This window comes from Hymenobacter bucti (assembly GCF_042681145.1).
Taxonomy (GTDB): domain Bacteria; phylum Bacteroidota; class Bacteroidia; order Cytophagales; family Hymenobacteraceae; genus Hymenobacter; species Hymenobacter bucti.
Genome location: NZ_JBHUFD010000003.1, coordinates 768,950 through 781,784, shown reverse-complemented (window position 1 = coordinate 781,784; position 12,835 = coordinate 768,950). Strand labels below are relative to the sequence as shown.

Sequence of the window (12,835 nt, the reverse complement as noted above, 5' to 3'; positions counted from 1 at the left end):
AAGTTACCGTTGATTACGCAGAACGAAGTTGTGGAAGGTAGCGGAAGTGCCCGCTTCGCCCTGGGCCACGAGGGCCAGGCGCACGCCGCGGTCCCAGGGCGGCAGGTAGGTGCCGTTTACGGTGAAGTTTTCGGTGGGCAGGGGCTGCCAGGTGGCGCCGTCGGTGCTGTAGGCGAAGCGGTAGCGCTGGCCGCCCCACACTTCGAGGCGCAGGGTGAGCGCCGCGCAGGGCTCCACGAAGATGGAGGTGAGGCACTGCTGCTTGCCGCTTTTGAGGTGCCACACTTGCAGCTGGCCGTTGCCGGCCATCAGGGCCAGGGCATTGTAGGGATCGCCCACGGCGGCCAGGCCCGCAAAGGTGTCGGCGGGCAGGGCCGCAAAGTCGAGGGTAGTGGCCGCCTTGTAGGTGGCGGTGTGGGTGCGGCGGGCCACCACGGCCCCCAGGCGCGAAGTATCGGCCCCTAGGTGTAGCTGGCCGCTGGCCACGGCCACGGTGGGCTGCTGCCCGATGGGCCACTGCCACTCGAGGCCCAGCTGGGTACCCGCAAACTCGTCGGCGATGTGCAGGTGCCCTAGGTCGGTGAGGGGCGGGGCCTGGGGGCTGCGGCGCACAAACTCGGGCCAGCCCTCGGCGTTCCAGGTAAACTCACTCAGCAGGCCCTGGCGGCCCACAAACTCGTGGCTCTGCTTGAAATAGGCGTGGTGCAGCAAAAACCAGCGGCCGTCGAGCTCGGTCACGGTGCCGTGGCCGGGGCACTTCCAGGTGTCGTTGCTGTCCAGAATCGGGTTCTGGGTATACTTCTCCCAGGGCCCGAGCAGCGCCCGCGAGCGGGCTACGCCGGTGGCGTACTGGCAGCCCTTGCCGCAGCAGCTGTTGCCGGCATAAAACATGTAGAACCAGCCGTTGTGCCGCACTAAGGCCGAGCCTTCCACCAGCGCGCCTTCCCAACGCACGTCGTTGGTAAAGAGCTCGGTAGCTTCGCCAATCAGGGCTGTGCGCGCGTCGTTGAGGCGCTGGGCCCAGATGGGCGTTTCCTGGAAACAGGAGTTGCCGTCTTCCTTCCAAATTAAGTACAAGTCGCCGTGCTCGTCGGGGATGGCGAAGCCGTCGATGGAGCCCGCCTCCTGGCCCACCAGCGGCCCGTGGTCGGTGTAGGGGCCCGCGGGGTGGTCGGCGCTGGCCACGGCCACGCACAGCATCCCGCCCTTTTTGCGGGCCGTGTAGTAGACGTAGGTGCGGCCGTTTTCCTGGTAAAACTCGGGCGCCCAAAAGTTGGAGCCAGCCCAGTCGGGCACTTTGTCCGGGAAGACGTGGCCCACCAGCTCCCAGTCGAGCAGGTTCTTCGACGTAAAGAGCGGAAACACGGCGCCCCACTCGGCCGAGGTGGCGCTGGCCCAGTACGTATCGCCGCTTTTAAAGACGGTCGGGTCGGGGTGGTCGCCGGGCAATACCACCTGGTCATAGGACGGGCGGGGGAGGGCCGGGGCGAGGGCGGGCGCAAGGCCGGGGACCAGCGTGGTCGCTAAGGTTAGGTTTAGTAACACAGTAATAAGCTTAGATAAAGAATAGAAGAAAAGAAAGATAGACGAGAATAAATTTCCAAGCTATAAATGTACGTAGCCAATGCGAACTATGCGAAAGTAATATAATTTTTTTGATGAAATGGTTTGAGCAAAAAAGCGATAGTGCCAGGTTAAAGTGGGTTAATCAAATTTAGTGTTAACAAGTTTGAGGCCATTTTTAGGATGTAGAAGCTACTATTCTTACTAGGGCTTGGGTTTGGCAGCTCGAAGCCGACGCGTTGGTACTTATTAAAGCTGTTTTTGATTATAACAAGGAGGTAGTGAACAATACTAGTTGCCTAGGTGAAGAAAAGATTACTAAATAAGCAGTCTGGTTTTGGTGCTTATCCTATTTATAGATATTTTCTGGCTGTTCGATTTTGTTCAGCCTAAGTGACTAAATACAAAGTGTTGGTCGGGCTTATGAAGCGCATGCGGAAGGTGCGCTCCCGAAGAAGCCCCGGCGGGACGATGAGGCTGGCCCGCGCTTTTCCTAGGTAGGCGCGGGCCGGCGGAAGCCAAAACTTAACACGCCGGCGCTGGCGATACCTGCGGTTTTGGTGCAACTTCGGGCGCCGATAACGGGTCCTAGGGGCTCATTTTCCATCGGCTCGTTTTCTCATGAGGCTTTTGCTTACCCTGCTCGTAGCAGGTGGCCTGGCCGCCCGGCCGGCCGCCGCGCAGCTCCCAACCAATACTTCCACGGCGCCTAAAATCCTGCTGCCCAACGGCTGGAGCCTGACGCCCGCCGGCACCTCGCTGCCCCTCGGCGACTTGCCCCTGAACATGCAGCTGGCGCCCGGCGGCCGGCTGCTGGCCGTTACCAACAATGGGCAGAGCACCCAGACCGTGCAGCTCATCGACCCGGTGACGGAGAAGCTGCTCGATGAAAAAACCATCGGCAAGTCGTGGTACGGGCTGGCCTGGAGCCCGGCCGCCGACCGCCTCTACGTGTCGGGCGGCAACGACAACACCATCCTGAGCTACCCGGTGGCGCAGCAAAAGCTGGGCGCGCCCGACACCCTGCGTCTAGGTAAGCGCTGGCCCACCAAAATCAGCCCGGTGGGCATAGTCGTGCACGCGGCGGCGCAGCGCCTGTACACCGTGACTAAGGAGGACAACGCGCTGTACGTGCTGGACCTCAAAACCAAGCGCACCATCCAGCGGCTCGACCTGGGGCACGAAGCCTACGGCTGCCTGCTCGCGCCCGACGGGCGCACGCTCTACATCACGCTCTGGGGCGGCAATGAGCTGGTGGCCTACGATACGCAGACCGGCAAAATAACCCGGCGCCTGGCCACCGAAAGCCACCCCAACGAGGTGATTCAGAGCAAGAACGGCCGCTACCTGTTTGTGGCCAACGCCAATGATAACTCGGTGTCGGTGGTGGATGCGCGCAGCTGGCGGGTGCTCGAAACTATTGCCACCGCGCTCTATCCCACGCGGCTCACCGGCTCTACCACCAACGGCCTGGCCCTGAGCCCGGATGAGAAAACGCTCTACATCGCCAACGCTGATAATAACTGCCTGGCGGTGTTCGACGTGGCAACGCCGGGCAAAAGCTCGTCCAAGGGCTTCATCCCGACCGGCTGGTACCCCACCTGCGTGCGCACCCTAGGTAAGAAAATACTGGTGGCCAACGGTAAAGGCTTTTCTTCCTTGCCCAACCCGGGCGGGCCGCAGCCGGTGAAGAAAACTGACGACAGCGGCTACCAGACCGGCGTGGTGAAAGGGCCGGTGCAGTACATCGGCGGGCTGTTTAAGGGCACGCTCTCGGTTATCAAGCAGCCCGATGCGGCGCAGCTGGCCGCCTACTCGCGGCAGGTGTACGCTAACACGCCCTTTACCAAAGACTCGGAAAAGGAAGCCCTAGGTGAAGCCGGCAACCCCGTGCCGCGGCGCCGGGGCGAGGCTTCGCCCATCAAACATGTCTTCTACGTCATCAAGGAAAACCGCACCTACGACCAGGTGCTCGGCGATATGCCGCAGGGTAACGGCGATTCGACGCTGTGCATTTTCCCGGCGCGCGTGACGCCCAACCACCACGCCCTGGCCCGCGAGTTTGTGCTGCTCGATAACTTCTACGTGAATGCCGAGGTGAGCGCCGATGGCCACAACTGGAGCATGGCCGCCTACGCCACCGACTACGTCGAGAAAACCTGGCCCATCAGCTACGGCGGGCGCGGCGGCAGCTACGACTACGAGGGCACCCGCCAAATCGCCTACCCCCGCGATGGCTTTATCTGGGACTACTGCCAGCGCGCCGGGCTCAGCTACCGCACCTACGGCGAGTTTGCCGAGAACGGCAAGACGCCGCTCAAGTCGCTGCGCGGGCACGTGTGCCCCAAGGCGCCGGGCTTCGACATGGACGTGAAGGACGTGGAGCGCGTGCGCATCTGGGCCCAGGACTTCGACTCGCTGCTGGCCCGCGGGGCGGTGCCGCAGTTCAATACCATCCGCCTCAGCAACGACCACACCAGTGGGCAGCGCCTGGGCAAAATCTCGCCCACCGCCGCCGTGGCCGACAACGACCTGGCCCTAGGTCAGCTGGTGGCGCATATTTCGGCGAGCGGCATCTGGAAAGAATCGGTGATTTTCGTGCTCGAAGACGACGCCCAGAATGGCCCCGACCACGTGGATGCCCACCGCTCGCCGGCCTTCGTCATCAGCCCCTACACCCGGCGCGGCAGCGTCAACCACACGCTGTATACTACGGCCGGCGTACTGCGCACCATGGAGCTCATCCTAGGGCTGCCCCCCATGAGCCAGTACGACGCGGCGGCCCGGCCGCTGTTTGGCTGCTTTCAGGCCACGCCCTCGCTCGCGCCCTACCAGGTAAAAGCGGCCCAGGTCAGCCTCGACACGCGCAACACGGCCTGGAACCGCAGCGCCGAGCGCTCGTCGCACTTCAACCTCGCCAGCGAAGACGCCACCCCCGACCTCGACCTGACCGAAGTAGTCTGGAAAGCCGTGCGCGGCGAAGACGCCGTGGTGCCCGCTCCCCGGCGCGGCGCCTTCCTGCGCGCCACCCCCAAGCGCGACGACGACGACGACTGAGCTTAGGCTGATACTATAGGGTGAATAGCTAGTTAAAAAAACGTTTGTCCTTGCGAGCGCAGCGAAGCAATCTTTCCTTCACGCCTGGCAGGCGTTAGCCAACGACAAGGAAAGATTGCTTCGTTGCGCTCGCAAGGACAGGCTATTCATTACCCAGCACCCAGCAGCGGCCCGCGAACTTACATTTACGGTTTGCGAGCCCCTGACGAGATGCCCGAAGGCACGATTTTATTGATTGACGACGAGGCCAGCCTGCGCCGGGTAGTGGCGCGGGTGCTCGAGTTTGAAGGCTACACGGTGGTGCAGGCCCCCGATGCCCGGCGCGGCCTCGAAAGCCTGCGCCAGCACGCGGGCGAGGTGCTGGTTATTTTGTGCGACGTGAAGCTGCCCGACGCCCACGGCGTGGAGCTGCTGCCGCGCCTGCGGGCCCTAGCGCCGCTGGCCGAGATTATCCTGCTCACCGCCTACGGCACCATTTCCGATGGCGTGCGGGCCATGAAGGAAGGCGCCTTCGACTACCTCACCAAGGGTGACTCCGACGACCAGCTGCTGGTGATAGTGGCGCGGGCCCTCGAAAAAGCCCGCCTGCAACACCGGGTGGCCGAGCTGGAAAAGCAAATCGGGGCTCGCGCCGATTTCTCGACCCTGATTGGCAGCTCGGCCGCCTTGCAGCGTGCCAAGGCGCTGGCCGAGCGCGTGGCGCCCACCGAGGCCACCGTGCTGCTCGAAGGCCCCACCGGCAGCGGCAAGGAGCTGTTTGCGCAGGCCATTCACCAGGCCAGCCCGCGGCGCGGCAAGCCCTTCGTGGCCGTCAATTGCAGCGCTTTCCCAAAGGATTTATTAGAGTCGGAGCTCTTTGGCTACCGCAAGGGCGCCTTCACGGGGGCCAACAGCGATAAGAAGGGCCTGTTTGAGGAAGCCCACGGCGGCACGCTCTTTCTGGACGAAATCGGGGAGCTCGACGGCGGCCTGCAAGCCAAGCTGCTGCGGGTGCTCGAAACCCAGGAGTTTTACAAGTTGGGCGACTCGAAGCCCACCCGCGGCAACGTGCGCCTGGTGGCCGCCACCAACCGCAACTTGCGCCAGGAGGCTGAGCAGGGCCATTTTCGGCCCGATTTGTACTACCGCCTCTCGGTGTTCGTGGTGGCCGTGCCGCCCCTCAGCGAGCGGCGCGAGGACATCCAGCCCCTGGCCGAGCACTTCCTGCACCTGTACGCCGCCCGGCTGCGCAAGCGCCTGCGGGGCCTGGATGCGGAGTTTCTGCGCCTGCTGCTCGCCTACGACTGGCGCGGTAATGTGCGCGAGCTGAAAAACGTGCTCGAGCGCGCCGTAATCTTAGCCGACGAGGAGCTGCTGACGGCCGACACGCTGCCCCCCGAGTTTCAGCGCCCCCCGGCCGAAGCGGAGGCCGGCCCGGCGACCACCCACAACCTGCGGGCGCTGGAAAAGCAGCACATTCAGCAGGTGTTGCAGGAGGTGGCCGGCAACAAAACCGAGGCCGCCCGCCAGCTGGGCATCGGCGTAAAAACGCTGTACCGCAAGCTGGACGAGTACGGTCTGTGAGTACTTATGCACAAGTGATGGAGTAGTCTGTCATGCAGAGCGCAGCGAAGCATCTCGCGTGGTGTACTAACTCTTGCGTTTGGAATTACTGCGCCACGCGAGATGCTTCGCTGCGCTCTGCATGACAGACTACCTGTTTACTTCTGAAACAACACTGCCGTATCATTCTGACCCACGGCGCCGGCCCACTGGGTCAAAATGACCCGGTCGGCCCGCGCCGTAGATTGGGCACCTAGGGCGGGGCTATTTTATTTAAGGGTGATTACTAAGGGCTTACTGGATAAAGTCCGGGAGCATCGCGCACTTGGCGCATCCTTGGTAGTACCCTAGGCGAAGCGGCCGACTTTCCCCGCTGCTTCGCGGTATGAGTATTAAATCTTCCATCACCCTCGGGTTTTTGGCCATGCTGGCGCTGCTGGTGGGCGTGGGTGGCTACGCCTACTACACGGTGCAGCGCCTGGAGCGCGGTGCGCAGGCCGTGCTGCAAGACAATTTCTACTCGGTGCAGCTGGGCCAGGGCATGTTGCAGGCCCTTGATGAGGCGGCCGCCGACCCGAGCGCCGGCAGCCGCCGCTTTGCGCCGCAGCTGGCCCGCGCCGCCGCCAACGTAACCGAGCCCGGCGAGCGCCCGCTGGTCGATAGCTTGGCGCAGGCGCTGGCCGGCTACCGCCAGCAGCCCACGGCGGCGGGCCTAGCCCAGCTGCGCCAGCACACGTACCGGCTGGTGCAGCTCAATACGCAGGCCATCAGCCGTAAGAACGCCGCCGCCGAGCGCACCGCCGCCGCCGCCCGCCGCTACCTGCTGCTGGGTTTGGTGCTGGGGCTGTTGCTGGCCTCTACCCTGGTGCTGAGCGTGCCCGAGGCCGCCGTGGGCGGGCTGCGCAAGCTTTCGGCCAGCATCGCCCACGCCACGCAGGGCGACTTTAAGGCCTCCATTCCGGTCGAGAGCCGCGACGAGTTTGGGCGGGTGGCCGAGGGCTTCAACGGCCTGCTCGCCCAGCTCGACGCCTTCCGCAACACCAACCTGGCCGGCGTGCTGGCCGAGCGCAACCGCGCCGCCAGCATCGTGCGCACCCTGAACGAGGGCGTGCTGCTGCTCGATGAAAACGGGGTGGTGCTCGTGGCCAACCCGCTGGCCTGCAACCTGCTGGGCCTGCCCGAGCGCCAGGTCATCGGCCGCCCGGCCCGGGAGTTGGCCCAGGTGCGCCCGCTGTGGCAGCAGCTGCTGGCCTATGCCCAGCGGCCCGCCCCGCAGCGCCGCGATGCGCTGCCCTTCACGGCCACCGTGCACGGCGACGAAGGCCACTACCAGCTGGTGGTGCACGACGTGCTGAGCCCGAGCCCCACCCACGACCACCTCGAAGTGACGGGCACCATCCTGGCCCTGCACGACGTGTCGGACTTTGCCAAGCGCGACCAAACTAAGTCGCACTTCCTGGCCACCGTGAGCCACGAGCTGCGCACGCCGCTCTCCACCATCAACTTCCACCTCAAGCTGCTGCAAAACCCGCGCGTGGGCGCCCTCACGGCCGAGCAGCAGGACCTAGTGGCCAGCGTGAAGCAGGAAACCCAGCGCCTGCTTCAGCTCACGGGCAGCCTGCTCGACGTGTCGCGCCTGGAGGCCAATTCCATCCCGCTCGATTCGCAGGCCGTGGCCGTGGCTGAGCTGGTGGCCCAGGCCACCGCGCCGGTGCAGCTCCAGCTCGCGCCCAAGCAGCTGCGCCTCGACGTGCAGGTGCCCGCCGACCTGCCGCCCGTGCGCGCCGACTGCGAAAAAACGGTGTGGGTGCTGCTCAATCTGCTCACCAATGCCGTGCGCCACTCGCCCGCGCAGGCCACCATTGAGGTGCGCGCCGCCCGCACCCCCAACGGCCGGGCCGTGCGCGTACAGGTGCTCGACCACGGCCCCGGCATCGCGCCCGAGCACCAGGACCTCATTTTTCAGCGCTTTACCCAGCTGCCGCCCGCCTCCGACGAGGCCAAAACCGGCAGCGGCCTCGGCCTCAGCATCGGCCGCGAGTTCATCACCGCCCAGGGCGGGCAGCTGGGCGTGGAGAGCACGCCCGGCGCAGGCAGCACCTTCTTTTTTACCCTTCCCGTGGCGGAAGAGCCGGCTTAATTCTCGTTTTCATTCTATCCTTTTTGTATGTCTTCCGTTGCGCTTTCCGACACTGGTAGTATTCACAACCGCCGCATTACGGCGGCGGGGCTGCTCGTGACCCTAGGTATCATTTTTGGCGATATTGGCACCTCGCCGCTCTACGTGTTCAAGTCCATCCTCGGCGACCGCCCCATCAGCGAGCTGCTCGTGTACGGCGGGGTGTCGGCCGTGTTCTGGACGCTCACCCTGCAAACCAGCATCAAGTACATCTGGCTGACGCTGGAGGCCGATAACCACGGCGAAGGCGGTATTTTCTCACTGTATTCGCTGGTGCGCAAGCGTGGGCGGTGGCTACTGTGGCCGGCCATTATCGGGGCCGGCACGCTGCTGGCTGATGGCATTATCACGCCGCCCATCTCGGTGTCGTCGGCCATTGAGGGGCTCAAAATTCTGGACCCCGGCTTGTCCGAAACCTACATCATTGCGGTGGTGCTGATTATTATCACGCTGCTTTTCGGGTTTCAGCAGTTCGGCACCAAGGTGGTGGGCGCGTCGTTCGGGCCCATCATGCTGGTTTGGTTCGTCACCATTGGCGGGTTGGGTTTGGTGCAGGTGCTGCACCACCCTGGCATCCTGGCCGCCCTCAACCCGCTGTACGCCATTAAGCTGCTGACGGTGTACCCCAAGGGTTTCTGGCTGCTGGGCGCGGTATTTCTGTGCACCACCGGGGCCGAGGCGCTGTACTCGGACTTAGGGCACTGCGGCCGCAAAAACATCCGCGTATCCTGGATTTTGGTAAAAGTAGCCTTGGTGCTCAACTACTTCGGGCAGGCGGCTTGGGCTATGCAGTTCGTGGGCAAGCCCCTAGGCGGCGACCAGAACCCGTTCTTCCTCATTGCCCCTACCTGGGGCGTGCTGCCGCTCATCCTGTTGGCCACGATGGCTACCATCATCGCCTCGCAGGCGCTCATTTCGGGCTCCTATACGCTGATTTCCGAAGCCGTGAGCCTGAATTTCTGGCCCAAGGTGCGCATCCTGTTCCCCACCGACCAGCGCGGGCAGATTTACGTGCCCAGCATCAACTGGATGCTGTGGGCCGGCTGCGTGGCCGTGCAGCTCTGGTTCAAAACCTCCTCGAACATGGAAGCGGCCTACGGTTTCTCCATTACGGTGGCCATGATTACGACCAGCATCCTGCTCTCGCAGTACCTGCGCGGGGTGCGGCACTGGGCCCTGCCGCTGGTGGGCTTTATTATGCTCGTGTTCCTAACGGTGGAGCTGTCGTTTCTCATCGCCAACATCACCAAGCTGCTCAACCGGCTCGGCATCCTGGTCTTCGAGTGGGGCCTGATTCTGAGCATGTGGGTGGGCTACAAGGGCCGCCAGATTAAGAACCGCTACCTCGACATGACCACCTGGGGCGATAACCTGGCTACGCTGCAAGAGCTGAGCCAGGACGAAACCGTGAACAAGTACGCCTCCAACTTGGTGTACCTCACGCGTAGCAAGGACGCCCAGCGCATCGAGTCGCGCATCATCTACTCCATTCTGCGCAAGAAGCCCAAGCGCGCCGACCACTACTGGTTCCTCAACATCAGCCTGCTCAACGAGCCCTTCGGCATGCGCTACACCCTGGAAACGCTGGTGCCCGACGTGGCCTACAAGATTAATTTCCAGCTCGGGTTCCGCATTCAGCCGCGCATCAACCTGCTGTTTCGCCGGGTGCTGGAGGACATGGCCAAGCACGGCGAAATCGACATCACCTCGCGCTACGCCACGCTGCAAAAGCGGCACCTGCCCGGCGATTTCCGCTTCGTGGTGCTCGACAAAGTGCTGAGCTTCGACAACCAGCTTTCGTTCTGGGAAAGCTTCATCCTGAAAAGCTATTTCTTCATCAACCGCCTGGCCATCAGCGACCAGCAAGCCTTCGGCCTGGATACCAGCGACGTGACGGTGGAGAACGTGCCGCTCACCATTCAGCCCTACCGCCAGCTCGATTTGCAGCGGGCGGCGCTAGGGGAGGCGCAGCCCGCCACCGCCGTGGTGGCAGAGGCCCTGATTTAGCGCGTGCCGTACCCGGCGCTGTGCCCCAAAAGCCAACAGCCCACTGTGCACGCTGCGCGGTGGGCTGTTGGCTTTTGAGGCCTGGATAATTGGGGCTCTGCAAGAGCGGCCTAGGGCATATGTATAGTCGTTGAAAATGATTGTCATTGCGAGCGCAGCGAAGCAATCGCACCTAGCTGGCGGCTGAACAAGTGCGATTGCTTCGCTGCGCTCGCAATGACAATCATTTCAACGACTACACACCTTAGAACTGCTCTAGGTCTTCACTCGCCGGTCCGGCTACCTTTGCCGGCCCGCCGCTTAGGGTGCCTGCGCGGCCCCGGCAGCGGCCAAGAGCGGCGTGGTGTGCGCCCGCCGCGCCGCCGCAAGGTTATAGCTGCTAGCCAGTGGAGGTAGGAGAGTAGCTGCTAGCCACTCATTATAAGATACTTATTCGCCCCGTGCCTGATGCCCGATAGTACGCTGCTGCTGATTGAAGACGAAACCCACTTGCGCCGGTTGCTGGCCCGGGTGCTGGAGCTGGAGGGCTACACCGTGCTGCAAGCCGAAAACGCTTACCGGGGCCTCGAAACCCTGCGCCAGCACGCCCATGAGGTGCTGGTGATTCTCTCCGACGTGAAGCTGCCCGACGGCAATGGCCTCGAGCTGCTGCCCCGCTACAAGGCCGCCGCCCCGCTGGCCGAGGTCATCCTCTTCACGGCCCACGCCACCGTGGCCGATGGCGTGCAGGCCATGAAGCAGGGCGCCTTCGACTACCTCACCAAGGGCGGCTCCGACGACCAACTGCTCGTCACCATCGAGCGCGCCAGCGAAAAGGCGCGCCTGCAACAGCGGGTGCTGGCCTTGGAAAAGCAGATGGGCCAGCACTACAGCTTCGGCGTGATGCTGGGCAGCGCCCCGGCCTTCGTGGCGGCCAAGGTGCTGGCCGAGCGCGTGGCCCCGGCCGACACCACGGTGCTGCTCGAAGGCCCCACCGGCGCGGGCAAGGAGCTGTTTGCCCAGGCCATTCACCAGGCCAGCCTGCGGGCCGGCAAGCCCTTCGTGGCCGTCAACTGCTCGGCTTTTCCGAAGGACTTGCTCGAATCGGCCTTGTTTGGGCACCGGCAGGGGTCCTTCACGGGCGCGATGAGCGACCAGAAGGGCTTTTTGGAAGAAGCCAAGGGCGGCACGCTGTTTCTGGATGAGATTGGGGAGCTTGACCTAGGGGCGCAGGCCAAGCTGCTGCGGGTGCTCGAAACGCGCCAGTACTTCCGGGTGGGCGACACTAAGCCCCGCCTCGCCGATGTGCGCGTGGTGGCCGCCACCAACCGCCACCTGCGCCAGGAGGCCACCGCCGGGCACTTTCGGGAGGACCTGTACTTCCGGCTGGCCGTGGTGACGGTGGCCGTGCCCGCCCTCAGCGCCCGGCGCGAGGACATCGACCAGCTGGCCCGGCACTTCACCCAGGAGCTGGCCACCAAGCTGCGCAAGCGCGTGCGTGGCCTCACGCCCGAGGCTCTGCGCCGGCTGCGCCACTACCCCTGGCCCGGCAACGTGCGCGAGCTCAAGAATGTGTTGGAGCGCGCCGTGCTGCTCTGCGGCGATGAAATTGGCCCCGAGTGCCTGCCCCCCGAATTTGAGCCCGCCCCCGAAAACGACCCCGACGAGGCCCGCCTCGACGACGGCCGCCGCCTCTACAGCGTCGAGAAGCGCCATATTCAGCTGGTGCTGCGCGAGGTGGGCGGCAACAAAACCGAGGCCGCCCGCCAGCTCGGCATCGGCCTCACCACCCTCTACCGCAAGCTCCAGGAGTACGGCCTGGCCTAGGGCCGGCGGGCACTGCGGGTGGGTATTAGAGAAGCGCTAAATACCGGCTGTCATGCAGAGCGCAGCGAAGCATCTCGCGTAGTGCACTAACCTTAAAACGTTAGGATTTACTGCACCACGCGAGATGCTTCGCTGCGCTCTGCATGACAGACGGCTTTAAAACCAAACCAACATCCACCCTTAGGAAAAAACCAAGCTATCGGGTAGCTCGCCGTTGAACTGGTGCTGCTTGACCCACTGCTCGTAGCCAGCTAGGGAGAGGTGCTCCATCATGTAGGTGCGCATGGAATGGCCGCGCAGCTCGAGGCAGTGGCGTAGGAAATCGAGTTGGTGGCTGGCCACGGCGAAGCCCTGGCGGCCCAGCTCGGCGCGGGTGGCGGGCGGCAGCAGTTCCAGCCAATCGAAGAAGTCGGTGGCCGTGAGTTGGTACTGCCGCGACTGCCGGTAGTAGGCGCGGGCCACCGCGGTTATCTCGGCGAGGGTGTCGGGCGCTGGGTTGGTGAAAATGGATAGCATGGCTAGGAGTTGGTGCGCTGGCTGCGCGCCGCTAGGTCCCGCCAACCCGGTGCCAGCCCGCCAAAACGGCCCCTAGGGCGCCCAAACGGGCTTTGGTCCGCTGCCCACCGCCCCGTTCTGGCAGGCACCCTTTCAAAATGGTAGGCTGCTGGCCAGGCAAGTAGC

The 12,835-nt window shown here is 63.8% G+C and carries 7 protein-coding genes; 5 read left to right on the top strand and 2 right to left on the bottom strand.

Annotated features, from left to right (window positions below; translation table 11 throughout):
* Positions 1 to 3: 3 nt before the first annotated feature.
* Positions 4 to 1,545 (bottom strand): family 43 glycosylhydrolase, encoded by a 1,542-nt coding sequence (locus tag ACFSDX_RS10955; protein ID WP_382313431.1) that lies wholly within the window; start codon positions 1,543 to 1,545, stop codon positions 4 to 6.
* Positions 1,546 to 2,184: 639 nt separating this feature from the next.
* Here ACFSDX_RS10955 and ACFSDX_RS10950 point away from each other — a divergent pair.
* The 5 genes from ACFSDX_RS10950 (at position 2,185) to ACFSDX_RS10930 (ending at position 12,154) form a co-directional block, all read left to right on the top strand.
* Positions 2,185 to 4,620 (top strand): alkaline phosphatase family protein, encoded by a 2,436-nt coding sequence (locus ACFSDX_RS10950; RefSeq protein ID WP_382313430.1) that lies wholly within the window; start codon positions 2,185 to 2,187, stop codon positions 4,618 to 4,620.
* 192 nt (positions 4,621 to 4,812) lie between these two features.
* Positions 4,813 to 6,183 (top strand): sigma-54-dependent transcriptional regulator, encoded by a 1,371-nt coding sequence (locus ACFSDX_RS10945; RefSeq protein ID WP_382313429.1) that lies wholly within the window; start codon positions 4,813 to 4,815, stop codon positions 6,181 to 6,183.
* A 364-nt stretch (positions 6,184 to 6,547) separates the two neighbouring features.
* A complete protein-coding gene (locus ACFSDX_RS10940; RefSeq protein ID WP_382313428.1) occupies positions 6,548 to 8,302 on the top strand; it encodes a HAMP domain-containing sensor histidine kinase in 1,755 nt (584 codons plus the stop codon).
* A gap of 27 nt (positions 8,303 to 8,329) precedes the next feature.
* Positions 8,330 to 10,348: a KUP/HAK/KT family potassium transporter gene (locus ACFSDX_RS10935; protein WP_382313427.1), complete on the top strand. Its 2,019-nt coding sequence runs from the start codon at positions 8,330 to 8,332 to the stop codon at positions 10,346 to 10,348.
* A 447-nt stretch (positions 10,349 to 10,795) separates the two neighbouring features.
* Entirely contained in the window at positions 10,796 to 12,154 is a 1,359-nt protein-coding gene (locus ACFSDX_RS10930) for a sigma-54-dependent transcriptional regulator (protein ID WP_382313426.1), read from the top strand.
* A 180-nt stretch (positions 12,155 to 12,334) separates the two neighbouring features.
* Here ACFSDX_RS10930 and ACFSDX_RS10925 read toward each other — a convergent pair whose 3' ends face one another.
* Positions 12,335 to 12,670, bottom strand: coding sequence for a hypothetical protein (locus ACFSDX_RS10925; protein ID WP_382313424.1), 336 nt, complete (start codon positions 12,668 to 12,670; stop codon positions 12,335 to 12,337).
* Between the last annotated feature and the right edge of the window lie 165 nt (positions 12,671 to 12,835).

What these genes read in the sequence shown, in the direction of transcription:
- ACFSDX_RS10950 (WP_382313430.1), top strand. Translation starts at nt 2,185, where the DNA reads ATGAGGCTTTTGCTTACCCTGCTCGTAGCAGGTGGCCTGGCCGCCCGG.
- ACFSDX_RS10940 (WP_382313428.1), top strand. Translation starts at nt 6,548, where the DNA reads ATGAGTATTAAATCTTCCATCACCCTCGGGTTTTTGGCCATGCTGGCG.
- ACFSDX_RS10935 (WP_382313427.1), top strand. Translation starts at nt 8,330, where the DNA reads ATGTCTTCCGTTGCGCTTTCCGACACTGGTAGTATTCACAACCGCCGC.
- ACFSDX_RS10930 (WP_382313426.1), top strand. Translation starts at nt 10,796, where the DNA reads ATGCCCGATAGTACGCTGCTGCTGATTGAAGACGAAACCCACTTGCGC.
- ACFSDX_RS10925 (WP_382313424.1), bottom strand. Translation starts at nt 12,670, where the DNA reads ATGCTATCCATTTTCACCAACCCAGCGCCCGACACCCTCGCCGAGATA.